The 19,447-nt window shown below is 74.0% G+C and carries 16 protein-coding genes and 1 riboswitch; of the genes, 7 read left to right on the plus strand and 9 right to left on the minus strand.

Annotation, left to right across the window (positions count from 1 at the left end):
* Positions 1–88: 88 nt before the first annotated feature.
* Positions 89–724: a hypothetical protein gene (locus AB0G16_RS17945; protein ID WP_362805828.1), complete on the minus strand. Its 636-nt coding sequence runs from the start codon at positions 722–724 to the stop codon at positions 89–91.
* Positions 725–741: 17 nt separating this feature from the next.
* Between AB0G16_RS17945 and AB0G16_RS17950 the strand changes: the two genes are divergently transcribed.
* Positions 742–1,044, plus strand: a complete 303-nt coding sequence (locus AB0G16_RS17950; RefSeq protein WP_362805830.1) for a hypothetical protein — start codon at positions 742–744, stop codon at positions 1,042–1,044.
* Here AB0G16_RS17950 and AB0G16_RS17955 read toward each other — a convergent pair.
* The 5 genes from AB0G16_RS17955 to AB0G16_RS17975 all read right to left on the minus strand — a co-directional run bounded on the left by AB0G16_RS17955 (position 1,025) and on the right by AB0G16_RS17975 (position 5,464).
* Positions 1,025–1,714: a VC0807 family protein gene (locus AB0G16_RS17955; RefSeq protein WP_362805832.1), complete on the minus strand. Its 690-nt coding sequence runs from the start codon at positions 1,712–1,714 to the stop codon at positions 1,025–1,027. The genes AB0G16_RS17950 and AB0G16_RS17955 overlap by 20 nt on opposite strands.
* A complete protein-coding gene (locus tag AB0G16_RS17960) occupies positions 1,711–2,322 on the minus strand; it encodes a TetR family transcriptional regulator (RefSeq protein ID WP_362805834.1) in 612 nt (203 codons plus the stop codon). Before AB0G16_RS17960 ends, AB0G16_RS17955 begins: the two co-directional genes overlap by 4 nt.
* A gap of 63 nt (positions 2,323–2,385) precedes the next feature.
* On the minus strand, positions 2,386–3,498 hold the full coding sequence (locus AB0G16_RS17965; protein WP_362805836.1) for a Gfo/Idh/MocA family oxidoreductase: 1,113 nt from the start codon (positions 3,496–3,498) through the stop codon (positions 2,386–2,388).
* Positions 3,495–4,244 carry a sugar phosphate isomerase/epimerase gene (locus tag AB0G16_RS17970; RefSeq protein ID WP_362805838.1) on the minus strand — a complete coding sequence of 250 codons (750 nt, stop codon included), beginning with the start codon at positions 4,242–4,244 and terminating at the stop codon, positions 3,495–3,497. The genes AB0G16_RS17965 and AB0G16_RS17970 overlap by 4 nt, the downstream gene beginning before the upstream one ends.
* A 233-nt stretch (positions 4,245–4,477) precedes the next feature.
* Positions 4,478–5,464, minus strand: a complete 987-nt coding sequence (locus AB0G16_RS17975) for an ROK family protein (protein ID WP_362805840.1) — start codon at positions 5,462–5,464, stop codon at positions 4,478–4,480.
* A 303-nt stretch (positions 5,465–5,767) separates the two neighbouring features.
* On the opposite strand from AB0G16_RS17975, the gene pgm reads away from it, so the two are divergent.
* A complete protein-coding gene (pgm, locus tag AB0G16_RS17980) occupies positions 5,768–7,405 on the plus strand; it encodes a phosphoglucomutase (alpha-D-glucose-1,6-bisphosphate-dependent) (RefSeq protein WP_362805842.1) in 1,638 nt (545 codons plus the stop codon).
* A 178-nt stretch (positions 7,406–7,583) separates the two neighbouring features.
* Here pgm and AB0G16_RS17985 read toward each other — a convergent pair whose 3' ends face one another.
* The 3 genes from AB0G16_RS17985 to AB0G16_RS17995 form a co-directional block, all read right to left on the minus strand.
* Positions 7,584–8,459, minus strand: a complete 876-nt coding sequence (locus tag AB0G16_RS17985; protein ID WP_362805844.1) for a diacylglycerol kinase family protein — start codon at positions 8,457–8,459, stop codon at positions 7,584–7,586.
* 11 nt (positions 8,460–8,470) lie between these two features.
* Positions 8,471–9,037, minus strand: coding sequence for a hypothetical protein (locus AB0G16_RS17990; protein WP_362805846.1), 567 nt, complete (start codon positions 9,035–9,037; stop codon positions 8,471–8,473).
* 158 nt (positions 9,038–9,195) lie between these two features.
* On the minus strand, positions 9,196–9,759 hold the full coding sequence (locus AB0G16_RS17995) for an NAD(P)H-dependent oxidoreductase (RefSeq protein WP_362805848.1): 564 nt from the start codon (positions 9,757–9,759) through the stop codon (positions 9,196–9,198).
* Between the two features lie 490 nt (positions 9,760–10,249).
* Between AB0G16_RS17995 and AB0G16_RS18000 the strand changes: the two genes are divergently transcribed.
* The 5 genes from AB0G16_RS18000 (at position 10,250) to metH (ending at position 19,436) form a co-directional block, all read left to right on the plus strand.
* Positions 10,250–10,687, plus strand: a complete 438-nt coding sequence (locus AB0G16_RS18000) for a substrate-binding domain-containing protein (protein ID WP_362805850.1) — start codon at positions 10,250–10,252, stop codon at positions 10,685–10,687.
* A gap of 135 nt (positions 10,688–10,822) precedes the next feature.
* The gene (locus tag AB0G16_RS18005) at positions 10,823–12,466 is read left to right on the plus strand and encodes a glycoside hydrolase family 3 N-terminal domain-containing protein (protein WP_362805852.1); all 1,644 of its coding nucleotides are present in this window, start codon (positions 10,823–10,825) and stop codon (positions 12,464–12,466) included.
* A 26-nt stretch (positions 12,467–12,492) separates the two neighbouring features.
* A complete protein-coding gene (locus AB0G16_RS18010) occupies positions 12,493–13,392 on the plus strand; it encodes a MurR/RpiR family transcriptional regulator (RefSeq protein WP_362805854.1) in 900 nt (299 codons plus the stop codon).
* 406 nt (positions 13,393–13,798) lie between these two features.
* Positions 13,799–15,433 carry an ABC-F family ATP-binding cassette domain-containing protein gene (locus tag AB0G16_RS18015; protein WP_362805856.1) on the plus strand — a complete coding sequence of 545 codons (1,635 nt, stop codon included), beginning with the start codon at positions 13,799–13,801 and terminating at the stop codon, positions 15,431–15,433.
* Between the two features lie 215 nt (positions 15,434–15,648).
* A riboswitch (S-adenosyl-L-homocysteine riboswitch) is annotated at positions 15,649–15,724 on the plus strand.
* A gap of 16 nt (positions 15,725–15,740) precedes the next feature.
* The gene (gene metH, locus AB0G16_RS18020) at positions 15,741–19,436 is read left to right on the plus strand and encodes a methionine synthase (RefSeq protein ID WP_362805858.1); all 3,696 of its coding nucleotides are present in this window, start codon (positions 15,741–15,743) and stop codon (positions 19,434–19,436) included.
* The last annotated feature ends 11 nt before the right edge of the window (positions 19,437–19,447 follow it).

Genomic DNA, 19,447 nt, shown 5'->3' on the forward strand with positions numbered 1-19,447 from the left:
GCCGGGCGCCGGGGGTTGCGCCCGCCGTCCGTTCCCCACGGGCCCTACCCCGGCTTCGCGGGACCTCACGGGCGGCCCTGCCCCAGCTTCACCCCAGCTTCACGGTGATCTCTCCCCCGAGGCGGAACCCGCCCGTCAGCTCCAGGTCGTCGCCGCTCCAGAACCTGCCCGGGTCGTACCAGTTCGGACGCCGCCCGCCGGGCAGCAGGCCCATCGCCTCGTAGGTGACCGCGACGACCTCCGCGCAGTACGCGCTCTCCAGCGCGTTCTCCTGCGCGGCCCGCTTGAGGAGCGTGGGGACGCGCCCCTTCAGCCAGCGGCCGGCGAGTCTGCTCGTGGACGGGAAGGGCGTGCCGTCCAGCCGGGCGACGGTGCGCAGGACGGCGTCCTCCATCTCCCGGGAGGGCTCCGGTGACAGCTGCCTGAGCCAGCCGCGCTGGCCGTAGCGGGTCGCCCAGACCGTGACGGCCTCGCGCAGGTCGTGCAGCTGGACGCCGCGCTGGTGGGTCCCCGACCACAGGTCGGGCAGCGACCGTCCCAGCTCGGCGTGCCACATCAGCGGGGGCATGTCGTCGATGACGACCGACATGCCGACGTGGTTGACCGGGCTGTTGGTCACGGTCTGGATCGCTCGATCGGGCACCGTTCGGCCGCGGAACAGCCACACGTCGCCGGTGCGGGTCAGGTTGACGGCCTCATCGAGGCTGATGCTCTTGCCGGACATTCCGATAGCGTAGGCACATGCGATGGTGGAAGGTACTGGGTCTGGCCGGCGTCGCGGGCGTCGCGGCCACCGGCGTGGTGATAGCGCGGGCGGAGCGCCGCCGTCAGGCCTACACGCCCGACGAGATCCGCACCCGCCTGCGCGCCCGGCTGGAGGAGCCGCCCGAGGACGACCTCAGGCCGATCGGCGCCTCCGACGCCGTTCCCGCGGCCGCCTTCTCCGACATGCCCGCGGCCGCGAAGGCCCGGCGGTCGCTCACCGAGCGCCTGAGGGAGCCGGTGGCCCGGCTGGGCGCCCTGCTCAGGCGGGACGCCCGGTGACCGGCCCGGACGGCACGCCGACGGCGTCCGGCCGGGCGGGGTAGAGCGCGGAGCGGGGGTCGTGGAGCCCGGCACGGGCCTGGTAGACGTTGAGGATCACCAGCATCACGGCCGGGAAGACCCCGTACTGCAGGCCGCCCAGCCCGACGGCCACGTCGACCGGGAGGGTCAGGGCGATCACCACCCGGACGGCCGCGTCGACCAGCGCGCCAGCCCCCCAGAGGGCCGTGGAGACCCGCCACACGCGCCGGAAACGCGGCGAGGTCTCCCACAGCTCGTCCCAGGACATCTGCCTGGCGCCGGTCCGCCCCTCCAGCAGTGGCCGGGAGAACCGCAGGGCCAGCGGGCTCGGCCCGCGGGCGGTGGCCAGGAACCAGCCGCCCGCCACGACCATGAGCAGGGCGCCCTTGAGGAGCAGGAGCCTGGGGTCGCCGCCGGCGAACGACAGCCCGGCGCTCAGCAGCATCAGGCTCACCATGAAGAGCCCCATGGAGTCCAGGCGGCGCTCCCTGACGAGGGTGACGACCGTTCCGGTGCCGGGCACCAGGGAACTGAGGACCAGGGAGGCGACGTAGCCGACGCCCGCCGCGCGCAGGACGTAGTAGAGCGCGACGGGCAGCACGAGGTCCACCAGCATCAGCACGGCCGCGGCGCGCCGGTCCCGCCTCACCCGCGGCTCCGGGTGGCCAGGTCGAAGATGGTCGCCAGCTCGGAGGCGTAGCCGGAGGTGTCGACGTCCGTGCCGGTCTCCAGCAGGAAGACCAGCCCGTCCACGGAGCGCTGGATGCTCATCGCCATCACCCTCGGCTCGAAGGCCCGGAACTCCCCCTCCCGCTGCCCCCAGCGCAGGATCTCCTCGACGTGGGAGAGGACCCCCAGGTCGACGGCGGCGTCGTGGGCCCCCTCGCCGTCCTCGGGGCGGTGGTTGACGAAGATCTCGTACAGCGCCCTCATCCGGGCGCGGTTGGCCGCGATGAACTCGACGTTGCCCGTGATGTAGGCCCTGATCGCGCCGGCCGCCGTGGACTCCGCCCGCACCCGGGCGGACATGAACTCCCCGATCTCGCCGTGGATCACCGCGACGATGCGGGCGATCAGCTCGTCCTTGCCCCGGAAGTGGTACGAGATCAGGCGGGTGCTGCTGAGCCCGGCCCGTTCGGCGATGCGCGCGAAGGACGCCTGCCCGTAGCCCAGCTCGGCGATGGTCTCGACGGCGGCCTCGACGATCTGCGCGCGCCGCGCGACGGCCGCGGGCCCCGGAGGTTTTGTTACTTGCATGAGTAATAAATAACTCAAGTGAGTAACAAAGGCAAGGGGCCCGCGACCCGGCCACGATCCGGTTCAGCCGAACCGGATCGTGGCCGGGTCCCACCCCCTCGGCAGCGGTTCGGGCACCGGGCAGTCGCCGGTGACCTCCACGAACGCGGCCCGCTCCGCCGACTCGGCGACGGCGATCATCGTGTCCAGGACGTGCAGGCCCAGCTCGCCGGTGGCGCGGTGCGGCCGCCCCTCGCGGATCGCCTGCGCCATGTCGAGCACGCCCAGGCCACGACCGGCCTCGGTGCCCTCGGTGGGCACCGGCCTCCACTCCTCGTCCTCCGCCCGGCGCAGCCGGACCTCGCCGCCGAAGGTGTTGGGGTCGGGCACCCGCATGGTCGCCTCGGTCCCGGTGATCTCGACGAACCCGGCGCGGCGGAGCGGGGAGTCGAAGGTGAACACCATCGTGGCGGCCTGCCCGGCGGCGAACTCAAGGAGCGCGGTCACATGGGTGGGGACCTCGACGGGAAAGCGCGTCCCGGCCCTGGGGCCGGAGCCGACGACCCTCTCGTCCCTGGCCCTGCGGGCGACGGCGGCCACCCTGCGCGCCGGGCCGAACAGGGTCGTCAGGGCCGTCAGGTAGTAGGGGCCCATGTCGAACAGCGGCCCGCCGCCCGGCTGGAACAGGAACTCCGGGCTGGGATGCCACGACTCGGGACCGGGCCCCTGGAGCAGGGTCAGGGCGCTGAGCGGTGTGCCGATGCCGCCCTCGGCGACGATCCGGGCGGCGGTCTGCATGCCGGCGCCCAGGAAGGTGTCGGGCGCGCTGCCCAGCAGCACCCCCGCCGACGCCGCGGCCTCGACCAGCGCCGCGCCCGACTCCCGGTCGGCGGTGAACGGCTTCTCGTTGTAGACGTGCCTCCCGGCGCCGACGGCGGCCATGGCCACCTCGGCGTGCGCGGACGGGATCGTGAGGTTGACGACCAGTTCCACGCCGGGGTGGGAGATCGCCTCCGGCACGGTGGCGGCCACCGGCACGCCGTACCGCTCGGCGACCTCCCGGGCGCGTCCCGGGTCGAGGTCGGCGCAGGCCACCACCCGCACGCCCGGGAAGGAGACGAGGTTGGCCAGGTACTGGTGGCTGATGGTGCCGCAGCCCACGACGGCGACGCCGACGGGGCCGACGGGGCCGGTCATCGGCTCACCCGCCCGGTCGCGGCCAGGTCCGTCAGGTAGGCGTGGCTGTCGGCGAGCGCCCGCAGCATGTCGCCGGCGCAGTGGTCGAGTTCCACGATCCGTGTCGCGTCCGGCGCGGCGTTCAGCGCCTCCACGATGGGGACCCGGCCCGACCCGACCGCCGTCATCGGCCCCTCCCGGGTGGCGGGGCCGTCCTTGACGTGCAGGTGGCTCACCCGCCCGCCCAGCCGGGCCAGCAGCCCGGCCGGGTCCACCCCGCCGGTCGCCGCCCAGTACAGGTCGACCTCCAGCAGCACCGAGGGGTCCAGCAGGTCCGCCAGCACCTCCAGGGCGGGGCGGCCGTCCACCCGTTGCTCCAGCTCCCACCAGTGGTTGTGGTAGCCGAGGCGCAGGCCGTGGTCGGCGGCCTCGCGGGCCGCCTCGCCGATGCGCGCGGCCAGCGACTCCACCCCCTCCCGGTCGGCGAAGCACTCGGCGGGCGCGAAGGGCACGACGACGGTGTCCGCGCCGACGGTGACCGCCCCGGCCAGCGCCGCCGCGCGCTCCTCGCCGAGCAGCGGGGCGTGCGCGCTGCACACCGCGAGCCCGGCCTCGGCGAGGTCGTCCCGCAGTCCCTCGGGATCGAGATGGACGTCGTACGGTTCGACCGCGCCGTACCCCATGCCGGCGATCGCGCGGAGGACGGCGGGGCGGCCGGTGGCCGCCTCCTCCCGTACGGAGTAGAGCTGGACGGCGAGTGGGCTCATGGATGTGGTCCCTTCGGCGTTCTGCGCCGACCTGCGTCGGCGGTCTTCCCCTCCGGCGGCGTCGCCCCGGGGGTCCTCTGTCCGGGCGCCGACCCTCCGGCGGGCCCGCACCCACGATCCTGTCCGGGCCCCGGTCCCGGCGGTCCCGGCGGCTCCGGCGGCTCCGACGGCTCCGGCGGCTCCGGCGGCTCCGCCCTCACGATCCGGTCCCGTTCCGGCGGTCCCGGCGGCGGTCAGTCTCCCGATGGCGGCCGGTCCCCCGGTGGCGTTCTCGTCCCCGGCGGCAGGACCAGGGCCGCGGCCCCGTACAGCCCGGCGTCACGTTCCAGCGAGGTGCGTCCGACGGTCAGGCGGCGCAGGAACCCCAGACCGGCCTGCTTGGCGACGGCCTGGCGCAGCGGGGCGAGCAGGAGCTCCCCGGCCCCGGACACGCCGCCGCCGATGACGACGTCGTCGATGTCGAAGAGCGCCGCCGTGGTGAGGACGCCCACGGCCAGCGCGTCGGCGGCCCGCTGGAAGGCCGTCCGGGCGACGGGGACGCCGCGCGCGGCGTCCGCCGCGAGCGCCCGCGCGTCCGGACCGGGAACGGCGGGACCCCAGCCGTTCGCCAGCGCCCAGCGGACCATGGCCGGTCCGCTGGCGATCGTCTCCAGGCAGCCGATCGCGCCGCAGGGGCACAGCTCCCCGTCGCGGTCCACGGAGATGTGGCCGATGTGCCCGGCGTTTCCGGTCGGCCCCAGGTAGGGGACGCCGTCGAGGACGAGCCCGCCCCCCACCCCGGTGGAGACCACGATGCCCAGCAGGGCCCGGGAGCGCGAACCGTGCCCGCCCCGCCACCACTCCCCCAGCGCCATGCACTGCGCGTCGCCCGCCAGGACGACGGGGACGCCCGGAAGGAGTTCGCCCACCGCTCCGGTCAGGGGGAAGTCACGCCAGGAGGGGATGTTGACCGGGCTCACCGTGCCGGCGACGGCGTCCAGGGGGCCGGCCGAGCCGATCCCGATCCCGGCCGGGGTTCGCGGGAGGTCCCCCGCCGGGCCGCCGGGGCGGGCGGCGCCGGCCGCTCCCTCCCCGCCCGTCACCTCACGGACCAGCGCGGCCAGGGTCGCCGAGGGGTCGGCGCCGACCGGCGTCTCCGTCCGGCGCGCCATGGTCCCGTCCGGGCCGACCAGCGCCGCGGCGAACTTGGTCCCCCCGATGTCGATCGCGAGAGCGGTCATCCTGCGGCCCCCGGGACGCGCGGCGGCGCGGTGCTGGGGCAGACGGCCGGGGCCGCCACGCGACTGGGCAAGGAGATCCTCCGGCTGTCGGGGTCGCGAACCGTTCCTTCACCCGCCGAGCGGGCAAACAGGGTGAAGGTACGACGGCGATGACAACGTTGTCAACGACGCGCGGCGTCGGGGGAACGGGGGATGACATCCGGAGCCGAGGGCAGGGATGCCGGGAGAAATGCGGTGGGTTGCCAACCCCTGTCCGGATACGCGTGGATACGGTTGGCACAGGAGCGATGTGAGGAGAGTGCGATGACGCATGAACGCGCGGGGCGGCCCGCCGAGCCGTCCGACCTGGTGGACGTGGCCCGCCTGGTGACCTCCTACTATGCCCTGCGTCCGGACCCGGGCGAGGTCGGCCAGCGGGTCGCCTTCGGCACGTCGGGACACCGGGGTTCCTCGCTGAACGTGGCGTTCAACGAGGACCACATCCTCGCGACCAGCCAGGCCATCGTGGAGTACCGGGCGGCCCAGGGCGTCGACGGCCCGCTGTTCCTGGGCGCCGACAGCCACGCGCTCTCGGAACCGGCACGGGTGTCGGCGCTGGAGGTCTTCGCCGCCAACGGCGTGACGGTCATGGTCGACGACCGGGACGGCTACACCCCGACCCCGGCGGTCTCGCACGCGATCCTGGCGTACAACCGCGGCCGGACGGGCGGGCGGGCCGACGGCGTGGTGGTGACCCCCTCGCACAACCCGCCCGGTGACGGCGGCTTCAAGTACAACCCGCCGCACGGCGGACCGGCCGACACCGACGCCACCTCGTGGATCCAGGACCGGGCCAACGCGCTGATCGCCGACGGCCTGAAGGAGGTCCGGCGGGTCCCCTACGCCAGGGCGCTGGCCGCCGACACGACCGTCCGGTACGACTTCCTCGGCCACTACGTGGACGACCTGCCCTCGGTGCTCGACCTGGACGCCGTCCGGGCGGCCGGGGTGCGCATCGGCGCCGACCCGCTGGGCGGGGCGAGCGTCGCCTACTGGGGGGAGATCGCCGACCGGCACCGGCTGGACCTGACGGTGATCAACCCGCTGACCGACCCGACGTGGCGGTTCATGACCCTCGACTGGGACGGCAAGATCCGGATGGACTGCTCGTCGCCGTACGCGATGGCCTCGCTGATCTCCAACCGGGACGCCTTCGCCGTCTCCACCGGCAACGACGCCGACGCCGACCGGCACGGCGTCGTCACCCCCGACGGCGGGCTGATGAACCCCAACCACTACCTCGCCGTGGCCATCTCCTACCTGTACTCCCACCGGCCCGGCTGGCCCGCGGACGCCGGGGTCGGCAAGACGCTGGTGAGCAGCGGCATGATCGACCGGGTGGCCGCCGACCTGGGGCGGCGCCTGATGGAGGTCCCGGTCGGGTTCAAGTGGTTCGTACCGGGGCTGCTGGACGGTTCGCTCGGCTTCGGCGGCGAGGAGAGCGCCGGGGCGTCGTTCCTGAGGCGGGACGGCTCGGTGTGGACCACCGACAAGGACGGCCTGATCCTGGCGCTGCTCGCGGCGGAGATCATCGGCACCACCGGCCGTTCGCCGAGCGAGCACTACGGCGACCTGACGGCCAGGTTCGGCGACCCGGCCTACGCCCGCGTCGACGCCCCCGCGACCCGCGAGGAGAAGGCGGTGCTCGCGAAGCTCTCGGCCGAGCAGGTCACCGCGGACACCCTCGCCGGGGAGGCCATCACGCAGGTGCTCACCTCCGCCCCCGGCAACGGGGCCGCCCTGGGCGGGCTCAAGGTCTCCACCGAGAGCGCCTGGTTCGCGGCCCGCCCCTCCGGCACCGAGGACGTGTACAAGATCTACGCGGAGTCCTTCAAGGGGCCCGAGCATCTGGCCCGGGTGCAGCAGGAGGCCCGCGACCTGGTCTCGGCCTCGCTGGGCTGAGGCCGCCCGGAGCGCGGTCCCGGCCCGGGGCCACCCCGAGCGCCGTCCCGGGCCGGGGAGCCGAACGCCTCCGGCCCGGGAACGGCCTCCTCGGGAGGCGGCCCGGACGCCTTCCGGCCCGGGAAGCGATCCGGGCGCCTCCCCGGGTCCCGGCTCCGCGAGGCGGTCCGTGCGCCTCTCAGCCGAACATGCGCCAGGCCGCGGGCACGACCGTCCAGCGGCGCCGGCCGACGTGGCCCGTCAGCTCCCCGTCGGCGTTCACCGGGACGGGCTCCCCCTCCACGGTGATCTCCCTGCCGCGGACGGTCACCACGTCGCGCAGCGTGGGATGGGTCCCGCGTCGCAGGTGGAGGGCGTAGACGAGCCTGTTCAGCGGGCCGGTCGCCAGCGACACGACGACGTCGGCCATGCCGTCGTCCGGCCTGGCCCGGGGGGCCAGCGGGGTGCCGCCGCCGATGGTGATGCCGTTGCCGAGACCGACCATGAGCACCTTGCGCCCGCCGTCCAGCCGTCTGCCGTCCACGGTGACGCGCAGCCGCCAGCCGGGGCTGCGCACGCCCGCCAGCAGCGCGCCCAGCGAGTACGCGACCCGCCCCAGCACCGGCTTGAGCGGCATGGCCTGTCTCGACGCCTCGGCGCCGATGCCGAGGTGGACCACGTTGACGACGATCCCGCCCTCGTCGTCCACCATCAGGTCGAGCGGGCGGGGCCGGCCGGCGAGCACGATACGGGCGGCCTCCTCGGGGTCGAGCGGGATCCTCATGCCGCGGGCGAAGTCGTTGCCGGTGCCCAGCGGGACCAGCCCGACCGTGCGGGTCCCCAGCTCGCCCCTTCGGTGCAGGGCCGCGACCACCACGTGCAGCGTGCCGTCGCCGCCCAGGACGACGACGTCCCTGCCCGGGGAGGAGCCGAGCGTCTCGTCGAGGTCCTTCTCCCCCACGGGCGCCTCGACCACGTCGGCGCCGCCGTCACGGAGCGTCCGCAGGGCCGCGTTCCTGGCGTCGTCGCCGGCGCTTCCCGCATTCTCGTTGTAGATCGCCAGCACCTGGGCCATGTCGCTCCTCGTCACTCCTCCGCGTGATCATCGCTACGGTCCTGCCCACGCAGGTCCCGATCACGCGGGTTCCGCTCCAGACGCCACCTGCGCAGGGCGACCCAGGAACCGCACGTGAGGCCGATCAGCGCGGCGACGGAGTTGACGACGCCGACGCTCGTCTCCGAGGTGTAGCCGTTGCCCGCGACGAGGATGGCCATGAGCAGCGCGGCCAGCAGCGCCGCGCCCGCTCCCGCCAGCAGCCCGAGCCCGCCCGCCCTCACGGCGAGCGACAGGTTCCCCAGGCGGCGGGGCGCCGGCGCCAGGACGCCCATCAGGCGGCCCACCACGATCTCGGGGTCGTCGTCGACGGTGCCGGCGACGAGCTGCACGGTCGTGCCGCCCCTCTCCGGTTCACCCAGGCAGATCCAGCGGCGGCCGTCCAGGAAGACGGTCGCGCCTCCCAGACCCGGGACGGTCAGCCAGACGAACGGTGTGCCCTCGGGAAAAGCCCTGACACCGTGCCTGGCCATCGGCGCGTGCAGGTCGAGTGCCGCGCCAAGGGCTCGCAGCGCCATCTCCTGGCCGGATATCCCCACGGCCGCCTCCCCTCCCTCGTCCACTTCGTAACGCGTGACGCGGCGGTTGCCGGGGGGACGGCCTGCCCGCCGCGGGGCCCGGCCGGAGGTTCACCGGCCGGGCGGCGACCCGTGGGAGAGCGGGACCGGCGGGTCCCGGCGGGCGGTCGCGGCAGGTCTCACCCGGGAGATCCGCTGAGGGAACGGCTACCGGTCCCGGCGTGCTCGCGGACCTTGTCGAGCATCCGGCGGAGCCGCTCGCGATGGTCGGCGTCGGTGAGCCTGCCCTCGGCGTCGAACCGTTCGGGGGCCGGGACCGACGGGGAGACCAGCAGCTCCGCGCCGTACACCACGGCTCCGGCCGCGCCGAGGGCGCGCCCGAGCTGGATCTGCGTCCACATGGCCTCGTGGGCCCTCGGGCAGGCGGTCACCACACCCGCGGGCTTGCCGACCAGCACCGCCCCGCCCCGCGCGGACGACAACCAGTCGAGGGTGTGTCCCAGCTCGGCCGGGAGGGTGCTGTGCGCCGGCGCGGTGATCAGCACGCCGTCCGCGTCGGAGAGACGGTGCCACAGGTCGCTCACCGGCCGTGGAAGCTCACCGTCCTCGAAGGGAGGCACCCGGTCCAGGCCGGACCAGATCTCGAAGTCCACCGTCGCGGGCAGCTCCCGCGACGCCGCCTCCAGAAGCCTCCACACGTAGGCCCCCGGGAGGAGGCTTCCCGCGATACCGACGATCCTCATCTCCGGCCCCATCTCTGCCGCGTCGTCGCGACGTCATGAGCGAGGGGGTCCCACCTGCGGCCGTGCGGCCACGCGCCCGCGGCCGCGGGTCCGGGAACCCCTCCGAACTCCTCGAAAACCGCTACACACCGCCACCGTGCCGTGATGGCGCCGGTCCGTCCGCGCCGCCCGGGAGACCGCGACGAGCGAGGACCTGGGAACGGCGACCGCGCCCTCCCGGATCGGTGCCGCGGGAGCGGTGTCGACGAACCTCGCATTCCATCACATTCGTGCCCTGCCCCCAGTTGGGGGGGACGAACATGATCAGGCCTATCGTTCGAGAAAAAAATGGTCACCTCTCCCTCAAAGGCGGCGTGGTCACCTGACACGGGGCCCGGCCCGCGTCGGGGAGACCCCGTCCCACCGCCCGTCCCTGCCCCGGGGCGCACGCCCCTCCCGGGCAGGGGAGACCCGCAGGGAGAGCGCTCTCCGAGAGTGCTGTAAAGCTCTGATGAGCAGCCGAGATCCCCAGCCCGCCCTGGTCTCGCCCACCCTGGAGGACGTGGCCCGGGTGGCGGGGGTCTCCCGCGCGACCGTCTCCCGCGTGGTCAACGGGATCCGCAACGTCGATCCCGGGATCCAGGAGAAGGTGCGGCAGGCCGTCTCGGCCACCGGGTGCGCGCCCAACAGGGCGGCCCGTTCGCTCGTCACCCGCCGGACCGGATCGATCGCCCTGGTGGTCTCCGGGGCGGGGGACGTGGCCGTGATCGGGTTCGACGACAGCAGCGTCGCCCTGGCCTGCCGCCCGCAGCTCACCACGGTCCGCCAGCCGATGGAGGAGATGGCCGCGGAGATGGCGCGCCTGCTGCCGGCCCACATCGAGGAGCCCGGCCGGCGGGCGAATCCGGTCATCTTCGAACCCACCCTGGTGGTGCGCCAGTCCGCCTGACGGCGGCCCGCGACGGCGAGGTCCGGCGGCCCGTGACGGCAAAGATGACGAAAAGCTACCTGGCCGACATTTGACGTGAAGGAAAATACCATTGAGGGCGGTCCCGAGGCGCCACGCGACGGAGAAGGTGACCGGATGCCCCACCACAGCTCCAGCCTGGCCCGGTCGGCCATGGCCGTCCTGCAACCGGGGTTCGAGGGCGCCGAGCCTCCCGCCTGGCTGCGCCGCGCCCTCGCCGACGACGGCCTCGGCGGGGTCGTGCTGTTCGCCCGCAACCTCCCCGACCCCGCCCGGACGGCGGACCTGGTCGCCGGGCTCCGCGCGGAGAACCCGGCCGTGGTGGTCGCGGTGGACGAGGAGGGCGGGGCGGTCACCCGGCTGCAGGCCACGACGGGCAGTTCCTGGCCCGGCAACCGGGCGCTGGGGGTGGGAGACGACACCGGGCTGACCCGGCTGGTCGCCCGGGAGATCGGCCGCCTCCTCGGCACGGCCGGGATCACCCTGGACTACGCCCCGGTGGCGGACGTCGACGCCGGCCCGCACAACCCGGTGGTCGGGGTGCGCTCCTTCGGCTCCGACCCCGGGCTCGTCGCCCGGCACACCTCGGCCTGGGTCTCGGGCCTCCAGGAGACCGGGGTGGCCGCCTGCGCCAAGCACTTCCCCGGACACGGCGGCACCGTCGTCGACTCCCACCGCGCCCTGCCGACCGTGCACGCCTCCCCGCGGCTCCTCGCCGAGCGCGACCTGCCGCCCTTCCGCGCCGCCGTGGCCGGCGGCGTACGGGCGGTCATGTGCGGGCACCTGCTGGTACCGGCCCTCGACCCGGACCACCCCGCGACGCTGAGCCGTCGGATCACGACGGGACTGCTCCGCCAGGAGCTCGGGTTCGACGGGATGATCGTCACCGACGCCATCGAGATGCGCGCCGTCGCCGCCCGCCACACGCCCGGCGAGATCGCGGTCCGCGCCCTGGCCGCCGGGGCGGACGCGATCTGCGCCGGTGTCTCCTCACCGGACGGCGCGAGCGTGTACGCGCTGCGCGACGCGATCGTCGACGCCGTACGGGAGGGCAGGCTGCCCGAGGAACGGCTGGCCGAGGCGGCCGCGCGCGTGCTCGCCCTGTCGGACTGGTACGCCGGGAACACCGCCGCACGGGCACGGGCGCGGACCGGGTCACAGGCCGGGTCACAGGCCGGGTCACAGGCCGGGACACAGGCCGGGACACGCGGCGAATCCCGGCTCGGCCTCAGGGCGGCCCGCGCGGCCCTGCGCGTCCTGATCCGGGACGCCCCGCCGCCGGGAGCCCCGTCCCGGACGACGCCCGGGCCCGTGCTGTCCGCTCCCCCGCTGGTCGTCGCCGTCGCCCTGCGCGGGAGCCCTCCGGCGGCGGTGACGGAGCCCGCGGAGCCCGCGGAGCCCGCGGAGCCCGCCGGCCCGCTCCGGCCGGTCGAGCCCACCGAATCGATGAGGCTCACGGGGATCGCCGACGCCCTCGCCGGCCTGCTGCCCGGGACCGTGGGGCACACCGTCACCGCGCGGGCACCCGAGCTGCCCGACCTCGGCGGCCCGGAGCGCCCCCTGGTGCTGGTCGTGCACGACGTCCGGCTGCACCCCTGGGCCGCGGAGGTGCTGGCACGGGCCCTGAGGCTGCGTCCCGACGCCGTGGTCGTCGAGACGGGGCTGCCCGGCGAGCCCGCCGGAGCGGTGTACGTGACCACGAACGGCGTCTCGCGCGCCTCCGCCCGCGTCGTCGCCCACCGGCTGACCGGTGGCGAATAGGCTGACCACGACACGAGAGGTGCCCGATGAACGTCCCCGACGGTCCCACACCCGTGAACCTGGTGGCCACGGTGAGGGCCGTCCTGCCCTCGCTGACCCCGGCCGCCCAGGCCATCGCCCGTCTCATCCTCGACGACCCCGGCATGGTGGCGCGCAGCACCATCACCGAGTTCAGCGTGGCCTCCGGAACCAGCGAGGCCACGATCGTGCGCACCGCCAGGGCCCTGGGCTTCGCCGGTTACTCCCAGCTCCGCTTCGCGCTGGCCGCCGCCGTGGCCAGGCACGAGCCGGAGCGGCTGATCCCCGGCGACCTGGGCCCCGACGACCCGCTGACCGATGTGATCGCGAAGGTGGCCAGGGCCGAGTCCGAGGCGCTGGCCGACACCGCGGCCCAGCTCAGCCCCGACCGGCTGGGGGCCGTGGTGGAGGCCGTGGCCGGTGCGCGCAGGGTCGACGTCTACGGGGTCGGCGCCTCCGGGCTGGTGGCGGCCGACATGGCGCAGAAGCTGATGCGGATCGGCCTGTCCGCCCACGCCTTCGCCGACGCGCACCTGGCGCTGACCAGCGCGGCGCTGGCACGGCCGGACGACGTCGCGGTGGCGATGAGCTGCACCGGGGAGACCCCCGACGTGCTGGCTCCCGTGCGCGTCGCGCGCAAGGCGGGCGCGACGACGGTGGCGATCACCAACAACCCGCGCTCCACGCTGGCCGAGCTGGCCGACCACGTCCTGGTCTCGGCGGGCCGGGAGACCGCCTTTCGCCCGGGGGCGCTGGCCAGCAGGATCAGCCAGCTCCTGATCGTCGACTGCATCTTCGTCGGCATCGCCCAGCGGACGTTCGAGACCTCGGACGCGGCGTTGCGGGCCACCAGGGAGGCCATCGAGGGCTTCAGGTCCGACCCGCGCCGCAGGAGCAGGCCGTCCTGAACCCGCGCCACCCCTCGGCGCCACCCGCTCGCGCCACCCCTCGGCGACGCCGGTCCGGGAACGCCGGTGCCGGGGATGCGCGGGCGCCGCACCGGTTGGTAACATGGTCGGCCGACACCGGCGAACCCGTCGACGACCGACCGGCCGGTGACGTGACGGGCCGGCGACGGCGGAACGGAGCACGACATGGCAGGCGACGACGACATCTCCGGGTGATCCCGGATCCCCCGGCCGTCGGTGAGGCACCTCCGGGTGATCACCGATCGGTGATGTCCTCGCGCGTCCCTGTGTGTCCGGGCATGTCCTTCGATGTCCTTGACATACCCGGATGCCCTCGTGTCCCCGACCATCTCGCCGGGCGGGCCCGACCGTTCCGACCCGTCCGGCCGAACGCGAAAGCGGTTCGATGTCCGACGCCCTCATCGTCGTGTCCCACCTGTCCTTCTCCTGGCCCGACGACACCCCGGTGTTCGAGGACCTCTCCTTCACCGTCCCGGCCGGGCGCACCGGGCTGGTGGCGCCCAACGGCGCCGGCAAGAGCACGCTGCTCAGGCTGATCGCGGGCGAGCTCCGCCCGGCCTCGGGCTCGGCCGCCGTGCGGGGGGTGCCGGGGTACCTCCCCCAGACGCTGCCGCTGTCCGGCGACCCGACCGTGGCCGAGGTCCTGCAGATCGCCCCGGTGATCGAGGCGCTGGACGCCATCGAGGCCGGGGACGCGAGCGAGGAGCACTTCACCACGATCGGCAACGACTGGGACGTCGAGGAACGCACCCGCGCCCAGCTCGACCGGCTCGGCCTCGGGGACGTCGCCCTCGGCCGGCGCCTGGACACCCTCAGCGGCGGCCAGGTCGTCTCCCTCGGCCTGGCCGCGCAGTTGCTGAAGCGGCCCGACGTCCTGCTGCTGGACGAGCCGACCAACAACCTCGACCTGGAGGCGCGCGAGCGGCTCTACGGCGTGCTGGAGGAGTGGAACGGCTGCCTGCTGCTGGTCAGCCACGACCGGACCCTGCTGGACCGGATGGACCGCGTCGCCGAGCTCGAGCGGGGCGAGGTCCGCTTCCACGGCGGGAACTTCACCTTCTACGAGGAGGCCGTGCGCGCCGAGCGGGAGGTCGCCGAGAGGAACGTCCGTACCGCCGAGCAGGAGGTCAGGCGGGAGAAGCGGGAGATGCAGCAGGCCCGGGAGCGGGCCGCGCGCCGGGCCGGGAACGCCGCCCGCACCCTGGGCAGCGCCGGCCTGCCGAGGATCCACGCCGGGACGATGAAGCGGCGCGCCCAGGAGTCGGCGGCACGGTCGAACGAGACGCACACCGCGCGGGTCGGCGACGCCAGGACCCGCCTGGACGAGGCGGGCCGCGCCCTGCGCGACGAGCAGCGGATCACGCTGGAGCTGCCCGAGACCTCCGTCCCGGCAGGGCGGACGGTCTTCGCCGGCGAGCGGGTACGGATCAGCCGCGGCGGGCGGGCCCTGTTCGCCGGCCAGGGGGCCGACCTGGTGATCCGGGGGCCGGAGCGGATCGCGCTGACCGGCCCCAACGGCGCCGGCAAGTCCACGCTGCTGCGCGTGATCAACGGTGACCTGGAGCCCGAGGGGGGCGGGATCAGGCGGGCCGACGGCCGGATCGCCTACCTGTCCCAGCGGCTGGACCTGCTGGACCCGGGCCGCACCGTGGCGGAGAACCTGGCCGCGTTCGCGCCCGCGATGCCCGAGGCGGAGCGGATGAACCTGCTCGCGCGCTTCCTGTTCCGGGGCTCCGGCGCCCACCTGCCCGTGGGGGTGCTGTCCGGGGGCGAGCGGCTGCGCGCCACCCTGGCCTGCGTCCTGTACGCCGAACCCGCCCCCCGGCTCCTGCTGCTGGACGAGCCGACCAACAACCTCGACCTGGTCAGCGTCGCCCAGCTCGAGGGCGCCCTGCGGTCGTACCGGGGGGCCTTCGTGGTGGTCAGCCACGACGAGCGGTTCCTCGCCGGGATCGGGGTGGACCGCCGGCTGCGGCTCTCCGGGGGGCGCCTGCTCGACCTGGGCGCCGCGGACACCTGAGACGGCCGGCGAGGGGCCCGGGAACGGGCCCGGTGAGGACGGGGACCCCGATGAACCGGCCCCTTCCTCACCGGGCCCGGGATCCTTTCGCCGGTGCCGGCCGGCACCGGCGAAAGGACCTGGAATCCCGCCGGGGACGGCGGACCCGGGGAACGGAAGAGGCCGGAAGAGCCGATTTCTGGCGCCGCCATGGGCTTTTGGGTACCCTCGATGACGAAGTCGAGAGGCGCTGCAACGGGTCCGTGACCCGCCACGCTCGACCTCCATGTTCACCAAGGGCGCCTCCCGATCCCTGGGAGGTGGTTTGATGAACGATTCTACGAACCGTGACGGCGGGCAGGCCCTCGCCGAAGCCGATCACGCCGGCGCCGCGAAGGCCGCCGAGCGCGTGCGGGCCCTGCGGGAGCTGCTGGACCGCCGGATCGCGGTGCTCGACGGGGCCTGGGGCACGATGCTGCAGGGCGCCTCGCTCACCCCGGACGACTACCGCGGCGACCGGTTCCTCGATCACCCGCGTGACGTGACCGGCGACCCGGACCTGCTGAACGTGATGCGCCCCGACGTCATCCTCGACATCCACCGCCAGTACCTCGCGGCGGGCGCGGACATCACCACCACGAACACCTTCACCGCGACCTCCATCGCCCAGGCCGACTACGGGCTGGAGTCCCTGGTCCACGAGATGAACCTGCGCGGCGCCCAGCTCGCGCGCCAGGCCGCCGACGAGGCGGGCGGGCGCTTCGTGGCCGGTTCGATCGGCCCGCTGAACGTCACGCTCTCGCTCTCGCCCCGCGTCGAGGACCCGGCCTACCGGGCGGTCTCGTTCGACCAGGTCCGCGCCTCCTACGCCGAGCAGATCCGGGCGCTGGCCGAGGGCGGGGTCGACCTGCTGCTGATCGAGACGAGCTTCGACACGCTCAACGTCAAGGCCGCGGTCGCCGCCGCCCGCGAGGTCGCCCCGCACCTGCCGCTGTGGATCTCGGTGACGATCGTCGACCTGAGCGGGCGCACCCTGTCCGGGCAGACCGTCGAGGCGTTCTGGAACTCGATCCGGCACGCCGACCCGCTGGTGGTCGGCGTGAACTGCTCGCTGGGCGCCACGGAGATGCGCCCGCACGTCGCCGAGCTGGCGCGCTTCGCCGACACCTACACCGCCAGCCACCCCAACGCGGGCCTGCCCAACGCGTTCGGCGGGTACGACGAGACGCCGGAGGAGACCGCGGCGCTGGTGGGCGAGTTCGCCACCTCGGGGATGGTCAACATCGTCGGCGGGTGCTGCGGCACCTCCCCCGCCCACATCGCGAAGATCGCGGCCACGGTGTCCGGCCTGCCGCCCCGGAAGATCGCCGAGCCGCCGGCACGCACCCGCTTCAGCGGCCTGGAGCCCTTCGAGATCGGCCCGGACACCGGGTTCGTCATGATCGGGGAGCGCACCAACGTCACCGGCTCGGCGCGTTTCCGCCGCCTGATCGAGGGGGGCGACCACCAGGGCGCCGTCGACGTCGCGCTGGAGCAGGTGCGCGGCGGCGCCAACCTGCTCGACGTCAACATGGACGCCGACCTGCTCGACAGCGTGCAGGCGATGACGACCTTCCTGAACCTGATCGCGACCGAGCCGGAGGTCGCCCGCATCCCCGTCATGATCGACAGCTCGCGGTGGAGCGTGCTGGAGGCCGGGCTCAAGTGCGTGCAGGGCAAGGGCGTCGTCAACTCGATCAGCCTCAAGGAGGGCGAGGGCCCGTTCCTGGAGCAGGCGCGGATCATCCGCGACTACGGCGCCGGCGTGGTCGTCATGGCCTTCGACGAGGAGGGGCAGGCCGACACCGTCGAGCGCAAGGTCTCGATCTGCGCCCGCGCCTACGACCTGCTGACCCGGCAGGCCGGGTTCCCGCCCGAGGACATCGTTTTCGACCCGAACGTGCTCGCGGTCGCCACCGGCATCAGCGAGCACAACGGGTACGCCAAGGCGTTCATCGAGGCGCTGCCGCTGATCAAGGAGCGCTGCCCGGGGGCGCGGACCAGCGGGGGCATCTCCAACCTGTCGTTCTCCTTCCGCGGCAACGACGTCGTGCGCGAGGCCATGCACTCGGCGTTCCTCTTCCACGCCGTGCGGGCCGGCCTCGACATGGGCATCGTCAACGCCGGGCAGCTCGCGGTCTACCAGGACATCCCCGCGGACCTGCTGGAGCTCGTCGAGGACGTGATCTTCGACCGGCGCGAGGACGCCACCGACCGGCTGGTCTCCTTCGCCGAGACCGTCAGCGGCTCGGCCACGCGCCGGGTCGTGGACCTGGCCTGGCGTGACGCGCCGGTGGAGGAGCGCCTGTCGTACGCGCTCGTGCACGGGATCGTCGACTTCATCGAGGCCGACACCGAGGAGGCCCGCCAGAGCAGGGCGCGTCCCCTGGAGGTCATCGAGGGCCCGCTCATGGACGGCATGAAGATCGTGGGCGACCTGTTCGGGGCGGGGAAGATGTTCCTGCCGCAGGTGGTCAAGAGCGCGCGGGTGATGAAGCGCTCGGTCGCCTACCTGGAGCCGTACATGGAGGCGGAGAAGGAGCTGGCTCGGCAGGAGGGACGCGCCGAGACCGAACGCGGCCAGGGCAAGGTGGTGCTCGCGACCGTCAAGGGCGACGTCCACGACATCGGCAAGAACATCGTGGGCGTCGTCCTGGGCTGCAACAACTACGAGGTCGTCGACCTCGGGGTGATGGTGCCCGCCTCGGTCATCCTGGACACCGCGATCGCCGAGGGCGCCGACGTCATCGGCCTGTCCGGGCTGATCACGCCGTCGCTGGACGAGATGGTCACCGTCGCCGCGGAGATGCAGCGCCGCGGGCTGAAGCTGCCCCTGCTGGTCGGCGGCGCCACGACCTCGCGCCAGCACACCGCGGTCCGCATCGCCCCCGCCTACGACAACACCACGGTGCACGTGCTCGACGCCTCCCGCGTCGTCGGCGTGGTCTCCGACCTGATGGACGCAGACCGGGCCCAGGAGCTGGACGCGAGCAACCGCACCGACCAGGACCGCCTGCGCGAGCAGTACGCGAACAAGCAGCGCACCGCCCTGCTGACCGTCGAGCAGGCCCGCGCGAACCGCGAGTCGGTCCCGTTCGACGACCTGCCGGTCCCCGACTTCACCGGCGTGCGCGTCGTGGAGCCGGACCTGAACGACCTCCGCGCGATGATCGACTGGCAGTTCCTCTTCCTGGCCTGGGAGCTGAAGGGCAAGTACCCGGCGATCCTGGACCAGCCGGTGGCGCGCGAGCTCTTCGACGACGCCAACACCATGCTCGACCAGATCATCGCCGAGGGGAGCTTCCGGGCCCGGGGCGCCTACGGGTACTGGCCCGCCCACTCCGAGGGCGACGACATCGTGGTCGGCGATCCCGCGGAGGGCGCGGAGATCCTCCGGCTGCCGATGCTGCGCCAGCAGACGGCCAAGCCCGAGGGCCGGCCCAACCGGTCCCTGGCCGACTACGTGGCCCCGGCCGGGGACCACCTCGGCGGGTTCGCCGTGGCCGTGCACGGCGCCGAGGAGCTCGCGGCCGTCCACGAGGCCCGGCAGGACGACTACCGGGCGATCATGGTGAAGGCCCTGGCCGACCGGCTGGCCGAGGCGTTCGCCGAGTACATCCACCTCGAGGCGCGGCGGGCCTGGTACGAGCCGGACGCCGACCCCAGGATCGAGGACCTGCACGCCGAGCGGTTCCGCGGCATCCGCCCGGCGCTCGGCTACCCGGCGAGCCCGGACCACAGCCAGAAGCAGGACCTGTTCGACCTGCTGGAGGCCGAGAAGCTCGGCATGGGGCTGACCGAGTCGTTCGCGATGACCCCGGCGGCCAGCGTCAGCGGGCTGCTGTTCGCCCACCCCGCGTCGCGGTACTTCACCGTGGGGCGCGTGGGCAGGGACCAGGTCGAGGACTACGCGCTGCGGCGGAACATGAAGCTCTCCGAGGTCGAGCGCTGGCTGCGCCCCAACCTGGCGTACGAGCCCGAGTAGTCACGGGCGCC

It is taken from the genome of Streptosporangium sp. NPDC023615 (assembly GCF_040640155.1).
Taxonomy (GTDB): domain Bacteria; phylum Actinomycetota; class Actinomycetes; order Streptosporangiales; family Streptosporangiaceae; genus Streptosporangium.

Excerpts from the sequence above, each read along its gene's own strand:
- AB0G16_RS17945 (WP_362805828.1), bottom strand. The coding sequence starts at position 724 with ATGTCCGGCAAGAGCATCAGCCTCGATGAGGCCGTCAACCTGACCCGC.
- AB0G16_RS17950 (WP_362805830.1), top strand. The coding sequence starts at position 742 with ATGCGATGGTGGAAGGTACTGGGTCTGGCCGGCGTCGCGGGCGTCGCG.
- AB0G16_RS17960 (WP_362805834.1), bottom strand. The coding sequence starts at position 2,322 with ATGCAAGTAACAAAACCTCCGGGGCCCGCGGCCGTCGCGCGGCGCGCG.
- AB0G16_RS17965 (WP_362805836.1), bottom strand. The coding sequence starts at position 3,498 with ATGACCGGCCCCGTCGGCCCCGTCGGCGTCGCCGTCGTGGGCTGCGGC.
- AB0G16_RS17970 (WP_362805838.1), bottom strand. The coding sequence starts at position 4,244 with ATGAGCCCACTCGCCGTCCAGCTCTACTCCGTACGGGAGGAGGCGGCC.
- AB0G16_RS17975 (WP_362805840.1), bottom strand. The coding sequence starts at position 5,464 with ATGACCGCTCTCGCGATCGACATCGGGGGGACCAAGTTCGCCGCGGCG.
- pgm (WP_362805842.1), top strand. The coding sequence starts at position 5,768 with ATGACGCATGAACGCGCGGGGCGGCCCGCCGAGCCGTCCGACCTGGTG.
- AB0G16_RS17985 (WP_362805844.1), bottom strand. The coding sequence starts at position 8,459 with ATGGCCCAGGTGCTGGCGATCTACAACGAGAATGCGGGAAGCGCCGGC.
- AB0G16_RS17995 (WP_362805848.1), bottom strand. The coding sequence starts at position 9,759 with ATGAGGATCGTCGGTATCGCGGGAAGCCTCCTCCCGGGGGCCTACGTG.
- AB0G16_RS18000 (WP_362805850.1), top strand. The coding sequence starts at position 10,250 with ATGAGCAGCCGAGATCCCCAGCCCGCCCTGGTCTCGCCCACCCTGGAG.
- AB0G16_RS18005 (WP_362805852.1), top strand. The coding sequence starts at position 10,823 with ATGCCCCACCACAGCTCCAGCCTGGCCCGGTCGGCCATGGCCGTCCTG.
- AB0G16_RS18010 (WP_362805854.1), top strand. The coding sequence starts at position 12,493 with ATGAACGTCCCCGACGGTCCCACACCCGTGAACCTGGTGGCCACGGTG.
- AB0G16_RS18015 (WP_362805856.1), top strand. The coding sequence starts at position 13,799 with ATGTCCGACGCCCTCATCGTCGTGTCCCACCTGTCCTTCTCCTGGCCC.
- metH (WP_362805858.1), top strand. The coding sequence starts at position 15,741 with ATGAACGATTCTACGAACCGTGACGGCGGGCAGGCCCTCGCCGAAGCC.